Here is a 17,767-nt window from a genome sequence, read left to right as displayed (position 1 = left end):
ACGGCGCATGGCGACGCGGCGAGGCCGTTCCCGATTCCTTCCCGCCGGGGATGGCCGGGAGGAACGGCAGGAGACCCGCACGTGCTATTCCTGATTCCTCCCGTTCCCATTCCTTAGGGAACGGGAACGGGAGGAATGGACTGATGCTTGCCGTGACCGTCTTCCCGAGATTCCTCCCGGGCATTCCCGCCGGGAACCGGTCCGGGAATCCCTCACTGGTTCCCTTACGGTGCTTCCTGCTTCCTGATTCCCGATTCCCGTTCCCTTATAGGGAACGGGAATCGGGAATCAGGAAGGGGCCAGGTTCCTGTTCCCGTTCCTTAGGGATCGGGAACGGGAGGAAAGCCAGTATGACACGCGGAGCCTATCCTGCTTCCCGAATCCCGTTCCCTTGGGATGAGGGAACGGGATTCCGGGAAATCACCCGTCTTCCCATCACCCTGGGGCTCCATCATGGAGCTGGGGCAGCACCCTGCCTTGGGGATTCAGCCTCCCAGGTAGAGCGCCATCAGCTGGCGTTCGTCGGCGACGTCGGCCGGCGTCCCGGTGAAGCGTGTGCGACCGCCAACAAGAATGGCCAGCCGGTTGGTGATGCGCATTGCCTCGCGAATGTTCTGTTCGACCATCAGGATGCCGACACCCCGGGCTGTGAGCGCTGCGATGCGCTCGAACGTTTCAGCGACCCGGCGCGGCGAGAGCCCGGCCGACGGCTCGTCGAGCAACAAAAACCGCGGCTCAGCGACCAACGCCCGGGCCAGGGCGAGCAGCATCTGCTCGCCGCCGCTCAGCCTCCCAGCTTGAACGCCGCGGCGCCGGGCGAGTTCTGGGTACGCGTCGAGCAACGCAGTAACGCGCTCCTCCACCACGCGTGGTGGGAGGAGGTAGCCACCAAGCCGCAGGTTCTCCAGGACGGTGAGCTGGGGAAAGACGCCACCCCCTTGCGGCACCAGACAGACGCCGTGCCGCGGGATGTGGTGTGCCGGCAGCGTGTCAAGCCGCACCTCGCCCAGCCGCACCGTTCCTGCCCACACGCGGTTGAGCCCGGCAATCGCCTTAATGAGCGTGCTCTTGCCGCTGCCGTTCGGCCCAAAGACACAGGTTACCTCTCCCGCGGCAGCGTCGAGGGACACGCCATGGAGGATTTCGACCTTGCCGTAGCCAGTCACCAGGTCGCGCACCTGCAGCCCTGTCATGAAACACGCCTCCCGAGATATGCCTCGATGACATCAGGGTGCGCGGCGATCTCGGCGAACGTGCCACTGGCAATCACCTCGCCGAAGTCCATCACCAGGATGCGGTCGCACAGGGTACGCACGAGTTCCATGTCGTGCTCGATCACCAGGAACGTGGTGCCGCTGCGGCGCAGTTCGCGCACGACATCCAGCATCACTGTGCGCAAAGTGGGGTGGACGCCGGCCGTAACCTCGTCGAGCAGAATGAGCGTAGGGTTCCGCATCAGCACCCGGCCAAGCTCCAGCAGCTTCTGCTGGCCGCCCGAGAGGCTGTCGGCGCGCACGTCGCGCACCGCGTCCAAGGTGAGCAAAGCCAGCAGTTGCTCAGCGCGTTGTGGTGCGTGAGCCCAGTCGGCCTCGACGGCAGCCGTGAGCAGATTGTCCCACGCCGTCATGGTCGTAAAGACGGCTGGAATCTGGAAAGTGCGCCCGATGCCGAGCCGGGCAATCTGATAGGGCTTCCATCCAGTAATGTCCTGGCCACGGAAGATGATGCGGCCAGCGTCAGGGCGCAAGACGCCGCTGATCAGGTTGAAGAGCGTGCTCTTGCCGCTGCCGTTCGGCCCGATGATGCCGACGATTTCCTGCGGCGCGACCTGGAAGCGTACTCCGTTTACGGCCACAATCCCGCCGAATGTCTTGCGGAGGCCCTCGACGGCAAGCAAGGGAGTGCTCATCGCTGCTCCTCCGCGACTGTGGGCCGTTCCTGTTGCGGGTGCGGGCCCAGAGCGCGCAGCACCTGGAGCCGCCGTGTCCGCGGCCAGAGGCTTACCAGGCCGTCGGGCAGGAACAAGACGACCAGCGCGATGACGACCCCAAGCACGACAATGTAAGCCGTGGTATTCCCCCACAGGCTCCAGAACAGGCGATTCACCAGGTACATGCTTGCTGCTCCGATCGCTGGGCCCCACAGGTGCCCCAAGCCGCCGAGCAAGGCCATGACGACCATCTGGTCGGTAATGTCCCCGGCGAGCACGCTGGTTGGGTTGATAAAGGTGATCCAGTAGGCATAGATGGCGCCAAAAGCTGCGGTGATTGCTGCGCTGAGCACAAACGCCTGGAGTTTCACCCGGGTGGTGTCGATACCCAACGTCTCGGCTGCAATTTCGTTGTCGCGGATAGCCTTCAGGCGGTAGCCAAAGCGCGAGCGTTCGAGCAGCACGAAGCAGAGGCCATAGGTTAGCACTGCACCGCCGAGCATGAGGAAGTAAAACAACCGCTCGTCGAGGAGCGGGGGCAGTGTCAGCCCGGCTGTGCCGCCGGTAATGCGCAGCACATTGGCAAGTTGCAGCACCATCTCGGCAAAGGCCCAGGTCGCGATCGCAAAGTAAGCTCCCCGCAACCGCAGGGTCGGCCACCCGATCAACGCGGCGACGACTCCGGCCGCGGCGACGCCAACCACGAGGGCGCCCGCGAAGGGCAGGCCAAACCGTTCACCCATCAGGATGCCAGCCGCATAGGCGCCGATGCCGAAGAACGCGGAATGCCCGAAGCTGATGTAGCCCGCGTACCCCCCGACGATGTTCCAGGCGCAGGCGAGCCCAGCCCAGAGAAAAATGCCGGTTGCGATACGGAGGATGTAGGCGTTGCCCCAGAACGGCAGACTGAGCAACACCAGCAGCCCTGCGAGGGCCAGTCCACGTCGCACATGTGCCCACGTCACTGCTGCCTCCTGCTGTCACGAACGCCCACGACGCGCCAGCCCCTGGGGGAACAGGATCAGGGATAGATAGAGCACCGCGAATACAACAAGAAACGTAAGTGTGCCGCTGACATAGACTGCTGTGAGCGCTTCAAGGACGCCGAGGACGAAGCCAGCGATGAGCACTCCAGCGATTGATCCCATGCCGGCCAGCACCACGACGAAGAAGGCGAAGAGCGTATACCGGACGCCCACTTCAGGGGTTACCGAATAGATTGCCGCCATCAGCACCCCGACCATGCCGGTCAGCCCGGCGTAGAGGGCGTAGACCAGGGCACTCACGCGTTCGACATCGATCCCCATCAGGCGCGCGCTCTGCTTATTCTGGGCCACAGCCCGTACGGCAAGCCCGAACCGGGTACGGTAGAGTAGCAGGAAAAAGAGCCCGACAGCCGCGAGAGCAAAGCCGAACGCTGCCACGCGCAGTCCTGGCAAGGCGATACCACCACCCTGGAGTGTCATTCCCCCGAGTCCAGTCGAGATCGAGCGTGTGTTGAAGCCCCAAGCTGTCAGTGCTCCGCCCCGCATGATTAAGGCGATGCCAAAGGTAAACGCGAGTACCATCAGCTCGGGGCGGGCGTATCTGCTGGTTCGCACGCGCATGATCAGCGGCGCAAGCAGGTAGCCCGCTCCCCCGAACAGGACGAAGACAGCTGGCAGCAGGAGGAACGGGTCGATCCCCGTCCATTTCCACAGGAAGTAGCCAATGAACCCGCCGAGCATGACCCATTGCCCCACGGCGAAGTCGACAACGTCGAGCACGCCAAAGGCAAGCGCAAAACCGATGGCCAGCGCCACGTAGAGCCCACCAAGCAGCAGGCCATTGGCTATGGTCTGGATGAAGAGCGTCATACTGGATCCCTTACGCGTTCACCGCTGGCTACGATCGGGCATTCCAGGCCGGCAGTGGGTAGATCATCTCCGCTTTCTTCGCCTCCGCCGGGCCGACTGCGACGACCGCGCCCTTCTGGATCTGCACCAGCACCGGCGTTGGCTTTGTGTTGTCATGGTAATGGTCGCCGCTCGTCTCAAAGGCGATTGGCCCGTAGAACGTGGTGATCGATGTCTGCTCGATGAGGTCGCGCAACTTGGCTCGATCACTTTCCGAGAGTGGCGGCTTCTTCCCGAGCTTGGCAACGGCTGCGGCGAATACCTCGCCTGAGGCTGAACATGCTGCCTCAGTGTAATCAGGATGGCTGCCCCAGCGATTATAGGAATTGGTGTCGTAATCCTTGGCCGAGCCGAACAGGTCGTCGCGATAGGACACGTCAGGCGTCCAAACCGCCAGACCGAAGACACCCTCGGCATCGGGCCCGAGATTACGGGCAAAATCAGGCTCGGTGACGCCGTAGTGCATAATAATCGCCTTGGGCAAGAAGTTGAGCGACTTTGCGGCTTTGATGAAATTAATCAGCACTTCTTCGTGCCCACCGACTGCAACAATATCGGGTTTCGTAGCGGCAAAGCTGCTCACGATGGGCGTGAGGTCAGCGTTGGGCGGAACAAACTCCTGCTTGGTGATAGTCAGGCCGAGTTGCTGCGCCTGGGCCAGGAAGCCCTGGGCAGCCTCCTTGGAGAACGGCTCGTCAGCACCGAGGATCGCTGCACTGGTTGGTTTCGGGTTCGCCTGGCTGACCAGGACCGCGAGAGCCTTGCCGGCCGTGAGGTCGACCGAGGGGATGATCCCAAACGTGTATGCGGGCTTGGCCTTCCAGACGTTTGGCGACTCGGCTGAGCCGGCCAGCATTGGCACCTTGTACTTGTCGCAGATCGGCGCGACCGCGAGTGTCACGCCGCTGGTGTAGGGGCCGAAAATCGCGTCGACTTTCTCCTGGGTGATCAGCCGCTCCGCTGCGTCGGCTCCGGTGGCTGGTTTACTCTGGTCGTCGGCGTAAACCATCGTCACCTTGTATTTTGTGCCTCCAACCTCGATGCCGCCCCGCTGGTTGACTGTCTCGGCCCAGAAGTCATAGCCGCGGCGTGTCAGGTTTCCGCCGAAGACGTCATCTCCTGAAAGTGACGTAACAACACCGAGCTTGAAGGTTGGCCCACTTGCGCCACTGCTTGCCGACGGTGTCGCTTGTCCTTTGCATGCCGCAAGGGCAGCATTGATCACCGGAATCGAGAGCCCGAGCGCCAGGCCCCGCTGGATGAGCTGCCGGCGGGTGGACAGCCCGGCGAACGCGTCACGGTGGAGTGTCTCGCGTCGCATGTCCTCTGGTTTCATGGCGTTGATTCCCCTCCTCACCGATTGCCGAAATCCGCAACTCTGCGCAGGATACGTGCGTGCTTGCGCGCCGTCAAGGGCAAGTCGTGGCTGTTTTCTCCATGGTTGTTCCATATCACGGTATGAGTTGAGCGGTGCTTGTTCCTGTTTTGACTGGTCATGCGATGGGCTGCCTCCTGCATGCTCTGTTCTCACGTGCCCCTCACGCTGATCGAAAGCGCGTTACCCTAGCGGGGCGTTGAGCAGAGGACGGTGAGCAACCGGAGTACCCGGTACGCGTCGGGCATCGTGGGCCGGGTGAAGGTGATGGTACGCCCGTCCAGCCGATTCACCCCGTCGATGAGCATGGCGAGGTCAGCGAAGAAGGGCGAGGTGAAAGCAACCTGGACCGTCACTGGCGGTGTCACCTGGAAGGGCCGCAGCTGGCCCAGTTGCCAACGCCGGAGGGCTTCAGTGGCTCCGGCTCGTAGCTGAGCACAGGCCTGGGCTGGAGCCACCGTCTCTGCCGCTTGATAGCTGACAGCGCGCTTCAGCACGACTCCGACGATCGAGTCGCCGAGCAGAGCTGTTGCCTCGCGCACGGCAGCGTCGTCGCCAGCGACCAGGCCAACCGGTACAGCAAATGCACCAGCTAGCGCCGCATTCAGTCCGATTTCGCCCATCGCGATGCCGTTAACGAGCACAGTGAGGAAGCAACTGGTAAATGTGTGGCTCAGTACGGCTGGCCAGGCGCCAGCTTGCGCGTGTGCACCAAGAAACAAGGCCAGATGGTATCCACGGTCGATCCCGTCCAGCATCCCGTATTGGCGCGGCTTCCCCCGCAACAAGGTCACTCGTGAGTCGAGCATGTCAGGCACGAGATTGCGATACGGGCCGTGGACGTCAGCAACGGTAACTTCCGCGTCGGGAACGACCTCGAAGATACCGGCAATAGCAGCATTAGCCTCCTGAGTCATGAGCTGACGCGCCCAGCTATACTCGCGTGCGTCTGGGGTTGTCTCTTCAGAGTGCACGATGCCGGCAATGCCTTCCAGGTCGACTGCAACGAAGACTCGCATAGGTGTCTACCCTCTCCGTAACCGTGGGTCGAGTGCGTCGCGGAGGCCATCGCCGAGCAGGTTCAGTGCGAGCACCGTCAGCAGGATGGCGAGGCCGGGGAAGATTGCCACATGCGGCGCGACCTGCAGGAACTGACGGGCATCGCTGAGCATTGCTCCCCACTCTGAGGCCGGCGGCCGGATACCGAGTCCTAAGAAGCTCAAGCTCGCTGCCGTTAAGATCGCTGTTCCCAGCCGAAGCGTGGCGAGCACAAGTACCGGCTGAATTGCATTCGGTAGCAGGTGGACGAGGATGATACGCCAACCGGAGGCGCCAAGCGCTTGTGCTGCCGTCACGAAGTCCTGCTGTTTGAGCTGAAGCAGCGTCCCACGCAAGACGCGGGCAAACTGCGGGACGGAGAAGATTCCAATGGCGATGATCACGTTCTGTAGCCCAACGCCAAGGATCGCCACAATCGTGATTGCCAGCAGCAGGTCCGGGAACGCAAGCTGAATGTCCAGCAGACGCATCAATAGTCCGTCGACCCAGTGGCCGAAGTAGCCAGCCAACACGCCGATCAGGCAGCCAAACAGGAGGCCGACTAGTGTACCAAGAAAGCCGACACTCAGCGAAAGCCGTGCGCCCCAGATTACCCGGCTCAGGACATCACGGCCGAAGTTGTCAGTACCAAAGGGATGCGCCAGTGAAGGGCCTTCGAGGAGGTGATCGTAGTCCTGTGCATTCGGTCGATAGGGAGCCACCAGCGGGGCTGCCACCGCTACAAGCACGAGGATGAGGAGGAAGCAGCCGCTTGCTAGCGCCAGTCGGTTGCGGGCCAGACGCATCAACGCATCAGCCCAGAGCGTGCGCGCTGGACGCGCGGTCTCAAGCATCACTGAGCCAGTTGCCTGTACTCCCGATGCGCGCACCACAGTAACCACCTTACTGATAGGTTATTCGTGGATCGACTCGAGCATAGAGCAAGTCGACCAGCAGGTTGACCAGCACAAATTGCAGCGTGAATAACAAGAGCGCCGCTTGCACAATCGGAAAGTCACGATTGTTGATCGCGTTGATCAGCAAGAGACCGATGCCCGGGTAGGCGAAAATGGTCTCGGTGATCGTTGCGCCGGCCAGCAGCCCGCCGAACTGGAGCCCAACAATTGTGATAATCGGGATAAGCGCGTTGGGGAGAGCGTGACGAATCAGGACAGGCCAGGGAGCGAGCCCCTTGGCTCGAGCTGTCCGCACGTAGTCCTCGTTTAACACTTCAAGCATGCTCGTGCGCGTTACTCGAGCAATCACCGCGGCAGCCCCTGCGCCAAGCGTCAGCCCGGGCAGGATAAGATGCGTAATGCCTCCCTTGCCGAACGGCGGCAACCACTGGAGCTTGACAGAAAAGATGAGGAGCAGCATGAGACCAAGCCAGAAGGATGGCGTGCATACTCCCAACAGCGCGAGCACTGTACTGAAGCGGTCGAGAGCCGTGTTATGCCGCACTGCCCCGAGTACTCCTAGTCCAATTCCCAGAATGATTGCAAATACCATGCTTACAAGCGTCAGTTCGAGTGTCGCCGGCAGGCGGGTTGCAATCTCTTGAGTGACAGGTACGCGCGAGATTGTTGAGCGGCCAAGATCGCCCTGGAGCATCCGCTTCACCCAGTAGATGTACTGCACAGGCAATGGTTCATCGAGCTTCCACTGTTTGCGGAGCAGGGCTACCTGCTCGGCCGTAGCCTCTGGGCCCAGTGCCTGGCGAGCTGGGTCGCCGGGCACCAGCCGCAGCAGGAGAAAGACGACAATCGAGACTCCAATCAGCGTTGGTATTAACGCTGCCAGTCGCCGCAGGACATACGCAAGCATGAGTCTGCCCGCTTTCTTGCGGTCAGCTTAGGACTTCCAGAAAGCTGTCCGCATGAAGACGATACCATCCGGCTGGACAACCACGCCGCCAGCATTATTGTTGATTGCTGCGAAATAGGTTGGTGCGTAGAGAAAGATGTGCGGAGCGTCATCCCAGATCAGTTCCTGGGCTTTGGCATAGGCTGCCAGCCGTTGGTCGGGATCGACGTCGCGCAGACCCTCTTGGATCAAGTCGTCAACCTGCTGGTTGAAGTAGAACGCGTAATTGGCACCAGCCGGTGGCCACGAAGCCTTGGCATAGATTGGCCGCAGTCCCCAGTCGGCATCGCCTGTTGATGGCGACCAGTTGGAAATGACCATCTGTGTCTTTGATTGATCGACGGGTTTGGCCAGTTCGGCGTTCAGCGCAGCCGATTCCATTTGCACGACCTCAACGGTAACGCCGATCTTTGCGAGCTGTCCCTGGATTGCCACTGCTCGGTCTTTGTTCGGGGCCGTACACCACAACGTGGCTGAGAAGCCATTGGCATAGCCAGCCTCAGCGAGCAATTGCTTGGCCTTCTCAGGGTTGTACTCGTACGTGCCGACTTTGTGGTAGCCGTAGACCAAGTCGCCAATCGGCGAATCCATAATCCGCCCGTAGCCAAGATCAGCGGCCTTGAGAACTTCTTCTTTGTTAACGGCGTAGTTGAGTGCCTGACGCACTCGCTTGTCATCAAACGGCTTGCGGGCATTGTTGAGTGTGACCCAATAGACCGAGATGCTTGGATTCTGCTGCACGGTGATTCCTTGGGCCTTTTGCAACTGAACAGCTTGAGGCGCGTTCAGCGGTCCAGCGAATTGGGCCTCGCCGGATTGGGCCGCAATGCCCAACGAACTTGGCTCAGAAATCCCTTTGATTGTCAGCTTGGGCACGGAGGGGCCAGTTGGCTTGTTCCAGTAGTTCGGGTTGGCTTCAAGGGTAATATGATCGCCGCGCACCCATTCGACGAAGCGGAACGGCCCAGTACCGACTGGATGGATGCCAAAGTCCTTGCCGTACTTTTGGACTGCTGCTGGGCTAACAATCCCTCCGGCTGGATGGGCAATGGTTGCAACCATCGCCGCAAATGGTGACTTGGCTACCAGTTTGACGGTGCCGTCATCGATCACTTCAACATGGTCAAGCCAGGCTGCGAAGTACTGGTGGCGCTTCAGCCCGGTCTCGTTCAGAACCCGATCGAAGTTGGCTTTCACTGCCTGGGCGTTGAACGGCGTGCCGTCATGGAAAGTCACTCCTTTGCGCAGCCGGAAGGTGAATTCTTTCCCGTCGGCCGAAGGTTCCCACGATTCAGCCAACTGGTTGACGATACGCATCTTGTCATCGAGTCCAACTAAGCCCTCATAGATGCACTTGTCAACGCCGAGTGAGGCGTTGAAGAACGAGTCATGGACGTCGAGTGAGTCAGGCTCGACGTTGAGGGCGATGAGGAATGGCTTATTGACAAACGGCGCCGAGGTCGGCATTGGATTTGGCGTCATCGCTGCCTTGCCAATTGTCTGAGCGATTGGCGTGGGTGTGCCAGCTGGTGTCGGTGAACTGGCTGGGCGGGTTGGCTGGCCTGGCGTGCTGACCGAGCCGGTCTTCGAGCCGCCACAGGCGGCTAGTATCAGGGCCAGCGACGTTGCGCTCGCACCCATGGCGACTAGCCGGAGAAACTGCCGACGATCGAGCCCTTTGCTTAACCATTCCTCCAACAGCGCCCCGTAAATCTCTTCCCGTGTCCGCATGTACTTCACCTACTTCCCGGCAGATTACACAACGCCTACCCGAGGCGATTCTATCGTTCCTTGCCCATCCTGGCAACCGTAAACAGATAGTGTGCCGCCTGCGTGATCATATTGAAACTGCTCTGCCTCTTCATGCGGAGAAAGAAGAAATTTTGCCGTTTCGGCTGCAATGACACATCGAGGATTTTTCCTATATAGTGGTATATGTTCAGCCTAGTTCGTTGGCATGACGTTCGTGTTTGACTGTCTTCACTCTGAATTCACCAGAGAGGTGTGATGAAGTAATCACTGTACACTGTGCTGCTACACTGATCGTAGGCTCAACGAAGTGGAGAAGGCCGTGTCTGTCATCGACTTTGAGTGCTAGGAGTTGCCTCTGGCTGAAGGGACGTAAAGCTACCCCGGTCTACTCTGGTGAGCTGACCGACAGTGCAATCTTGTCTACAGGGAAATTCTGCCATGTCTATGCCCAGCTCTGCTTGCTTGACTCAACGAGGAAACGAGTTTTCCGGCGTGTTCTGGCACAGGTTCGGACTGGTGCCCGTTGCTGTTGAGATTGCCTCTTGGCTGTTTTGTGTGCCCCAGCATCTTTGGAAAAGACAGCGACCAGAAAGCAGCGGAACAAATCCGCGTGATGCCAGGGGTGAGACGCTGGCGAGGGCGGATGGGAGTCGAACCCACCAGCGCCGGGACGACCGACGCCCAGCGATTTTGAAGTTTGCCGACCAACGTGTTGGTGCGTGCTAGTGTATCCGTTCTGTGCGTTCGTATGCGCCTGTGGTATCGTTGGAGTGCTGCGCTGTCCGGCCAGTGCTGGCGTGGTTGCTAACTGGATTGCTGACTGACTCGACGGAAGGAGTGTGTGCGATGGGTATAGGACACTGGTTCCTTTTCGACTGGCGTATCGTCGGTTGGTGCGCGACCCCACACACAGAGAACCTCGTGGCGCAGATCGAAGAAGTGTTGCAGGAGGCGGGACTCGTCTGCGACATGGCACGGGAAGAGTGCGGTCTCGGCGCGGCTGCGTATCGGGGACAACTCTACCGGGATGCGGACGATACCACAGTGGTCCAGCTTCAGGCGGTCTGGGAAGGCGACGGACGCTGGGCGCTCCACGCGCTGCAGTTCTTCCGCTCCCCGTGGTCCAGTACCTCCAAGAGTCTCGCGCTCGCCACCGCCCTGCAACCCCTTCCAGCCCAGCCCCCCACCCCACAGGCGCTAACGTTTATCAACCATCTGGCCGCAGGCGGCTTTCTCCCCCGAGCCTGGTCAGTGATTGTTGATGCGCCGAGCGCCGCGGTCGAGTCCTGGCTCCGTGCCACGGTCTTCCCGCGGAAACGGTCTAGAGGGTATGGTGTTTCCCTGACCGATGCCTGGGGAGTACGCGTCGGCGACGGTGATTTGCCGTACGTGGTCACCATCGACAAGGCCGACTACTGGGTCTGGGATCTTCTGGCTTCACCGCGCTGGGTCTCTTTACCCACCGGCAACTGGTGGGTTGTCCCGACCATGGCAGCCGTCACCCGACCCGAGGTCGCACCGATCACGCATATCCCACAACCCGTTCAGAGTGGTCTCGCTCTCCGGATCGCGGAATATCACGGGCGCACGACAATCGACTGCTACACGTTTCTCCCCGTCCATTGTCTCCTCGACCGGCTGGTTCGGCTCTTCCGGGAAGGGGATGCGCGGGTCCTTTTCCCCGTGCGCATCGAGCATGACGACCGCGCAGCAGAAGCGTGGCTACTCGCGCTCTATCTCCGCTCCCCGCGGGACGAGGTCACAGAGCACCTCCAAAAACTCTCCGGCGCCAAACATATGGTTGCCGAGCTCTTCTTGAAGGGGTTGACGCTGAAGGACGTCATCCGCCAGCTCGACGGAACAGTCGCCGAGTCGTCGGTGCGGCGGTATTTCTGGGAGTTCCACACCGATCCGAAGTACGCCTGGCTCAAACCATTTCTCCCCGCCCCCGACCCCGTGCTCTCCGAAGCCGGACGCCGCGCCTGGCAGCGCTGAGCAGCGCGGAGGCTTGATGGTGCTCGCGCGAGCATCAAGCCTCTATCAAGCCGAAATCACGCCAAAATCAAGCCTTGACGTAAAGCTAGGTGCGTCCGTACGCTGATCGATGGAGAGGATCGATCAGCGAAAGGAGGACGCACCGTGGCAACACCATACACCACAACACCCCGACCAGCAACAGTCAGCGTGACCCAGGCTGCCCGGTTGTTAGGCGTCGGCCGCACGTTAGCCTACGAGCTTGCTCGGTGGCAAAACGAACTTGCCCCCGGCGTTCCGATCGTCCGCGTCGGCGGCCGTCGCTACCGGGTACCAACGAAAGCACTCGCGGCAGCCTTGGGGCTGACGGAAGAGGAAATCTGGGCGCGGCTGGAGGTCGAACGATGAACCCGCCCCGGCCGGTTCCCGGGGCGGCGGTGCAGCGGGTTGTCGCTGGTGGTTATGAAAAGGATACCACCGCCACGCTCGCGCAGGCTGCCGCCTGGTATGTCGTGCAACGCGGCTGGCCGCTCATCCCGCTCCACTGGGTGGACGATGCTGGCCACTGCTCCTGTGGTCATCCGTCATGCCGCTCCGCGGGGAAACATCCGATTCTCGCCGACTGGCCACGACGAGCGACGCGCGACCCCGCCACGATCGCGGCCTGGTGGCAGCGGTGGCCACTGGCCAACGTCGGCGTTGCGCTCGGCGGTGGCCATGTTGTGCTCGACGTCGATCCGCGCCATGGCGGTGACGAGGCACTCGCCGATCTCGAGGCCACGCACGAGCCGCTGCCGCCAACGCCAACCGGCCTAACTGGCGGTGGGGGAGCCCACTACCACTTTATTGCGCCACCAGATGTGCCCACCGTGACGCTTGCGCCAGGACTCGAACTCAAAGCGGCTGGTGCGCAGGTTGTTCTCCCGCCGAGCCGGAGCGCGGCCGGGCGCTACTTCTGGGACACGGGCGCCCATATTGCCGACCTGCCGCTCGCACCGTTGCCGGACTGGCTGCTGCCGCTGGCCCACCAGGCGCGCCGGCATCCTGGCCAGAGCAGCAAGGAACTCCCACCGACGATCGGCGAAGGGGAACGCAACCGCTGGCTCACCTCGCTTGCCGGCACGCTCCGCCGGCGCGGCTGCACCGAGCCAGAAATCCTGGCGTGCCTGCGGATTCTGAACGCCTCACGCTGCCGGCCGCCACTTGACGAGCGCGAGCTCGCTAAGATCGCGCGTTCCGTCGCGCGCTACGCACCCGCACGTCCGCCGGACGCACCAGTCCCTCGCAGCCGCCGGCGCATCATCCGCCTGGAGGTGGCCGATGCGCGGTGATGCCTTCGAAATCATCGTCCATGGTGTGCGTTACCTGGTTGAAGAGCCCGTCCTGCGCGATGGCCTGCGGGCCACCGTCTCCGCACTTGTCGACAACCAGCTGCTCGCCACCGATCGGCTTAACCTCGATCGTGAACGGGATCGCCGCCGCTTCGCCGAACGCGCCGGCAACCCCGCACTGGCCGACGACTTGCTCATCGTGCGCGAACGCTTGCTGGAGTACCTCGCCGGGCCACCACCCGGCGCGAGCGAGGCAGATGAGACACTTGACGGCGAAGCGCTCGCCGCGGCCCTGGCGCTTTTGGATGATCCCCGGCTGCTCACCCGGGTCACGGAGACCGTCGCCGCGCTCGGCTGGATGCCACCACCCGGCGGCGAGCACCTACCGGCGCTGGTGTACCTCGTGCTGACGAGCCGCCTGCTTGAGCGGCCGGTGAACCTGCTTGTCGAGGGCCCCAGTGGTGCGGGCAAGACGCTGCTCATCTCGACGGTTGCCCAGCTCTTCCCGGCCGACGCGATCGTTGCCCTCACCGGCATGTCCGAGCGGGGCCTGCTCTACCTGGGTGGCAATCTCAGCCACCGGATGCTGCTCGTCACCGAGGCGGCTGGCCTGCACCGCGACGGCATTGGCGCGGCGATCATGCGCTCGGTGACCTGGGAAGGCCGCGTGCGCTATCCGACTGTCGAGAAAGACGACAGCGGCCGGCTCGTGAGCCGCACGATCGAGCTTGCGGGGCCGACGGGACTCGTCACGACGACAACGAAAGGCGTCGAAGATGAGCTGGCCACGCGGTTGCTCGCCGTGAGCGTGCCGGAAGATCCCGCGGCCACCCGCGCCGTGCTCCTCGCCATTGGCCGGGCTGCCAACGGAAGCGCTCCCGAACCGCCGGATCTCGCGCCGTGGCATGCGTTGCAACGTTGGCTTGAGCGCGAGGGAGCGCGCAGCGTCACGATCCCCTATGCCGAACGGCTCGCCGAACGCGTGTCGGCGGATCTCGTGCGGATGCGGCGCGACTTTCCCCAACTCTTGAACCTGATCTGCGCCCATGCGCTCCTCCACCAGCGGCAACGCGAGCGCGATACCCACGGCCGGATCATCGCCACGCTGGAAGACTACCGCGCCGTCTATCAGCTCGTGGCGCCGCTCTATGGTGTCATCGTTTCCGGCGGGATCACGCCGGGGGTGCGCGAGGTTGTCACGGCCGTGGCCGAGCTGTGTCAGGATCCAGAAGAGACGGTGTCGCTTGCGCAGCTTGCGCGCCTGCTCGGCCGCGATAAATCGCGCATCAGCCGGCATGTCCGGCGCGCGGTCGAACTTGGCCACCTCGTCAACCTGGAAACGGGGCGAGGCCGGCCAGCCAAACTGCGGCCGGGGGAGCCATTGCCCCCGCCGGTGACGGCGTTGCCCGAGCCAGAAACGTTGCTGCTCACTTCTGAGCGCAACGGCGCAACGCTCGCCGGAGATTGCGATCACGACGCGGAAAACACCGTTGCGCCCGGGGGAGCAACACCCCCGCAACACCCGCAACGCCCATCGCCCCCGGACGAGGGAAGCGTTGCGAGCGTTGCGCCACCGTTGCGCCCCGGGGAGCAACGGTGTTTTGGCGATGCTGACGCGGAAATCGCCGACCGTTGCGGTGTTGCTCCCCAAATGCACACAATGATGTTCGATGCCGCCATTGCTGAGCAGGTATGCATACGACTCCGCCGGCTAGGCGGTGTTTATGCGTATCGCCTGGCTGAAGTCGTTGGGGTGCCGTTTGCGACGCTGCAGCCTGTACTGGAGTGGCTGGCCAGACAGGGTCAGCTGGTGGTTTGGCCATCGGGCACGATGACGCCTGAAAGCGTCATCGCCTCACCGGACGAGGCGCGCCGACGCGGATGGTTGAGCGAACAGAAAGGAGGCTGACGGATGATGACAACCCGGACAAGAACACCGAGCGAGTGGTGCTACGCTCCCGGCGTCGAGCGGCTCAATCCCCAGCAGGCCGGCTTCTGGCGTTCGATCCTGCGGCCATCGTATGCCGGCCGTGTCTGGGACAAGGTGAGCGCGGCCGTGCGTGCCGGTGACCTTGGCCCAGCTGCCCGCCTGAAGCCGATCGCCGGCGGCCGGCGCTACGAACTCAGGATCTACGTTGCGGATGTCGGTGATCGTGATGCCGTCTTGCGCATCCGCCGGGTGCTCCGCTTCCGGCTCGGCTTCGTTCGGCCCATCAGTTGTTATGACTGGCACGGCCGGCGGCGCTGGCTCGACCCGGGTGCCCGGGAGACGACGCCGCGGGAGCTGTGGCGGCGGCACACCCCACCCAGAAGCGTCGAGGTTTCGTCGAGGTTTTGATGAGGTTCCCTCATGCGTCGGTTGCTCGGCTGGCAGGTCTATCATACCTGGATTTCGGTGCGCTCGCCAGCGGGCTTCCCAGATTTGGTGCTCGCCAAGCCAGGCCGGCCGTTGATCCTGACCGAACTCAAGACTGAACGTGGCAAGCTTTCGCCGGCGCAAGAGGCCTGGCTTGCCGTGCTCCAACAAGTACCTGGCATCATCGTTCGTGTCTGGCGGCCGTCGGATTGGGATGAAATCGTTGCGGCCTTGCAGGGAGCGGGGCGTCTGAGGCCCATGCGCACCCTTGGTGCATGGACCTGCGGCTTTTCAGTTGCAGGTGCATGCTATTTTTCCGGCTTTAAAAAAAGCGCTGCTCATTGCGCGCCGTGCACGGCACCACCGAGCGGTATCGTTCATGTTTTTTCCAACGAAGAAAAAAGAAAAAGCACGCTGCCCCCCACGGTGACCACTGTTGGTCCTGGGGAAGGGGGAATGATGCCATACAACGTGAGGGGTACTGCGCGTGTTCAACGAGTGGGAAAGACTGCGGGCCAACCCGTCATCATGGGCACGCGCTTCCCGTGACCCTGACCGTGATGACGGCCCTGGAAAAGGGAACGGTTCCCATGCACGATGGGGGGATGAAATCGTCGCGGTGGGCAGCCTGAGACCCGCCGCCCCACCCCAGAATGGTTCTGTTCAAAAATCGGGAAATGTTTCCCGCAAGCCGGGTTGTGCTGCCAGGAACCGCTCGCGACGGACTCGAGCCGCTTGCATGGCCAGGAAACGCGGTCGGTGGGGTGGTGCACGCTCCGATGTCGTGGGCGTATCGCCGTTCGCGGGGCGCGGCTGCAGCGGCATTGGCTGGCGAACGCGCGTGATCCCCATGGACACTCGCGCTCTCACGTGCGCTACTGGTTGTGTCGTGCCTCGTTCCGTGCAAGCACCTCGCTCCAGTCAAAGCGCTGGGGAGCGACGCTGAGCCCATCGATCAGAAACCGGACGACTGCTTCAAGCGAGACGTATCCCGTGGGGATGTGGAGTTCACGGACACGTTCCGCTACTTGCTCCACCGCCGGCCCGATATGCACGTGCGGCGTCGTTCTCTTCCCTTGACCATGGGGATGCCAGTGGAATGCAAGGAGTTCTCGTCCGTCGTCGTAGGAGATCTGGTAGAGGTAGGCGGCCGTTGCCACGGTGTACGGGCCGCGCAATCTTTCCGTCTCGACGACGCGGAACAGTTGCCTGACCTCAAACCACAGGCGCGACCCGTCTTGCCGGCGCAGCGGCACCGGCTCAAGGCGATGCACAACGAGCACGGAGAGACCGGCTGGATCAGGCCCGTGATAGGCAACGTGCCGGTAGCGCTGGGGGCAAACACACGCCAGGGTTTCCTTGAGCGGCTCGAGGTAGGCAGCGATCGCTTCACGGCGGGTCTTGCCGGCCATCGTGTGCTAGTGCGCGAGCGGCAGCACCAGCGCGACCATCCGGACATTGGGGTCTTCCGGGTCAAGTTCACCGGCTTGCCAGCGCCGCTTGAACTCATCACCACTCATGTGCAGGCGCCGTTGCGCCTCGCGTTCGAAGAGTTCCCGGGCCTCCTCAGGGGTCAACTCGTGGATCTCGTTTTCGTGCGTCAGCCGTGCTGTCATGTGTTCCCCCTTTGTCGTCACGAGTAAGTATCGGGGATAGCGGGACGAAGCTCAACTCCCATCGATTTGGTTGCACTCAGCTGTACGTGTCCTCCAACCGGTTAATGCTACTGCCGCTTCAGAGGGTAGGGCACGGGTGCTAACCTGTTCCCGACTGCTTGTCCATCGATCCACCAATTCCGGTTCGAGTTCAGTGAGAGCTATTGGCAGATCGAGCGTGCGACACGCTGATCAAACGCGCGTGGCTTGCGCTAACGAGATGTTGATGACGGTGCACCGACGTGATCTCCATGCAGAATCGCGCGGTAGACAGCCTGGTCTCTTGCGTTTAGCGAGGCACGAAAGCGGGGGAATCCGTCAAGGGTTTCCTTATAGATACCAGTGCTTACGCGTGGTGCTCGCCATGCGCAACTGATCGAGGATAACGGCGATTACCTTTGCCGTGTTGCGTGCTTGCGCTAGACACTCCCATGTCGCAGGTAGTTCGCTGACCGGCAGATGCTCGACCACGAGAGGAGACCTCACGCAGGGGAACTCTTTGACCAGAAAATGCCGCCTCCTTTGTTAGCGTGCTATCAACAGGACACCGCCATGTTATCTTTACTTCCATCCTTGCCGCAGAAACTCCAGCTGACTT

The 17,767-nt window shown here is 62.1% G+C and carries 17 protein-coding genes; 6 read left to right on the top strand and 11 right to left on the bottom strand.

Annotated features, from left to right (window positions below):
* Positions 1 to 485: 485 nt before the first annotated feature.
* From N675_RS09980 to N675_RS09940, 9 genes are all read right to left on the bottom strand, one after another.
* Positions 486 to 1,193 carry an ABC transporter ATP-binding protein gene (locus N675_RS09980; RefSeq protein WP_038039791.1) on the bottom strand — a complete coding sequence of 236 codons (708 nt, stop codon included), beginning with the start codon at positions 1,191 to 1,193 and terminating at the stop codon, positions 486 to 488.
* Positions 1,190 to 1,909 carry an ABC transporter ATP-binding protein gene (locus N675_RS09975; protein WP_038039790.1) on the bottom strand — a complete coding sequence of 240 codons (720 nt, stop codon included), beginning with the start codon at positions 1,907 to 1,909 and terminating at the stop codon, positions 1,190 to 1,192. Before N675_RS09975 ends, N675_RS09980 begins: the two co-directional genes overlap by 4 nt.
* Positions 1,906 to 2,895: a branched-chain amino acid ABC transporter permease gene (locus N675_RS09970; RefSeq protein ID WP_051914613.1), complete on the bottom strand. Its 990-nt coding sequence runs from the start codon at positions 2,893 to 2,895 to the stop codon at positions 1,906 to 1,908. Before N675_RS09970 ends, N675_RS09975 begins: the two co-directional genes overlap by 4 nt.
* 15 nt (positions 2,896 to 2,910) lie before the next feature.
* On the bottom strand, positions 2,911 to 3,786 hold the full coding sequence (locus N675_RS09965; RefSeq protein WP_038039789.1) for a branched-chain amino acid ABC transporter permease: 876 nt from the start codon (positions 3,784 to 3,786) through the stop codon (positions 2,911 to 2,913).
* Between the two features lie 28 nt (positions 3,787 to 3,814).
* On the bottom strand, positions 3,815 to 5,161 hold the full coding sequence (locus N675_RS09960) for an amino acid ABC transporter substrate-binding protein (protein WP_081887046.1): 1,347 nt from the start codon (positions 5,159 to 5,161) through the stop codon (positions 3,815 to 3,817).
* Positions 5,162 to 5,388: 227 nt separating this feature from the next.
* A complete protein-coding gene (locus N675_RS09955; protein ID WP_038039788.1) occupies positions 5,389 to 6,219 on the bottom strand; it encodes a M55 family metallopeptidase in 831 nt (276 codons plus the stop codon).
* Positions 6,220 to 6,225: 6 nt separating this feature from the next.
* Positions 6,226 to 7,092, bottom strand: coding sequence for an ABC transporter permease (locus N675_RS09950; RefSeq protein WP_038040584.1), 867 nt, complete (start codon positions 7,090 to 7,092; stop codon positions 6,226 to 6,228).
* 49 nt (positions 7,093 to 7,141) lie between these two features.
* Positions 7,142 to 8,062: a nickel ABC transporter permease gene (nikB, locus tag N675_RS09945; protein ID WP_038039787.1), complete on the bottom strand. Its 921-nt coding sequence runs from the start codon at positions 8,060 to 8,062 to the stop codon at positions 7,142 to 7,144.
* Positions 8,063 to 8,089: 27 nt separating this feature from the next.
* Complete coding sequence (locus N675_RS09940; RefSeq protein ID WP_051914612.1) at positions 8,090 to 9,832, bottom strand: glutathione ABC transporter substrate-binding protein; 1,743 nt, start codon at positions 9,830 to 9,832, stop codon at positions 8,090 to 8,092.
* An 867-nt stretch (positions 9,833 to 10,699) separates the two neighbouring features.
* Between N675_RS09940 and N675_RS09935 the strand changes: the two genes are divergently transcribed.
* The 6 genes from N675_RS09935 (at position 10,700) to N675_RS13745 (ending at position 16,063) form a co-directional block, all read left to right on the top strand.
* A complete protein-coding gene (locus N675_RS09935) occupies positions 10,700 to 11,848 on the top strand; it encodes a hypothetical protein (protein WP_038038054.1) in 1,149 nt (382 codons plus the stop codon).
* A 144-nt stretch (positions 11,849 to 11,992) separates the two neighbouring features.
* Positions 11,993 to 12,235: a helix-turn-helix domain-containing protein gene (locus N675_RS09930; RefSeq protein ID WP_038038050.1), complete on the top strand. Its 243-nt coding sequence runs from the start codon at positions 11,993 to 11,995 to the stop codon at positions 12,233 to 12,235.
* Positions 12,232 to 13,158, top strand: a complete 927-nt coding sequence (locus N675_RS09925; protein WP_051914611.1) for a bifunctional DNA primase/polymerase — start codon at positions 12,232 to 12,234, stop codon at positions 13,156 to 13,158. Before N675_RS09930 ends, N675_RS09925 begins: the two co-directional genes overlap by 4 nt.
* On the top strand, positions 13,148 to 15,067 hold the full coding sequence (locus N675_RS09920; RefSeq protein ID WP_038039786.1) for a helix-turn-helix domain-containing protein: 1,920 nt from the start codon (positions 13,148 to 13,150) through the stop codon (positions 15,065 to 15,067). The genes N675_RS09925 and N675_RS09920 overlap by 11 nt, the downstream gene beginning before the upstream one ends.
* Before the next feature lie 3 nt (positions 15,068 to 15,070).
* Positions 15,071 to 15,496, top strand: a complete 426-nt coding sequence (locus N675_RS09915) for a putative phosphothreonine lyase domain-containing protein (protein WP_038039785.1) — start codon at positions 15,071 to 15,073, stop codon at positions 15,494 to 15,496.
* A gap of 12 nt (positions 15,497 to 15,508) precedes the next feature.
* A complete protein-coding gene (locus N675_RS13745) occupies positions 15,509 to 16,063 on the top strand; it encodes a VRR-NUC domain-containing protein (protein WP_051914610.1) in 555 nt (184 codons plus the stop codon).
* Positions 16,064 to 16,389: 326 nt separating this feature from the next.
* On the opposite strand, the gene N675_RS09905 is transcribed toward N675_RS13745, so the two are convergent.
* On the bottom strand, positions 16,390 to 16,926 hold the full coding sequence (locus N675_RS09905; RefSeq protein ID WP_038039191.1) for a hypothetical protein: 537 nt from the start codon (positions 16,924 to 16,926) through the stop codon (positions 16,390 to 16,392).
* Between the two features lie 6 nt (positions 16,927 to 16,932).
* The gene (locus N675_RS09900; protein WP_038038046.1) at positions 16,933 to 17,130 is read right to left on the bottom strand and encodes a hypothetical protein; all 198 of its coding nucleotides are present in this window, start codon (positions 17,128 to 17,130) and stop codon (positions 16,933 to 16,935) included.
* Between the last annotated feature and the right edge of the window lie 637 nt (positions 17,131 to 17,767).

Origin of the sequence: Thermorudis peleae (assembly GCF_000744775.1) — a bacterium.
Taxonomy (GTDB): Bacteria; Chloroflexota; Chloroflexia; order Thermomicrobiales; family Thermomicrobiaceae; genus Thermorudis; species Thermorudis peleae.
The sequence above is the reverse complement of the archived record's forward strand: the minus strand, read 5'-3'. Positions and strand labels throughout refer to the sequence as shown.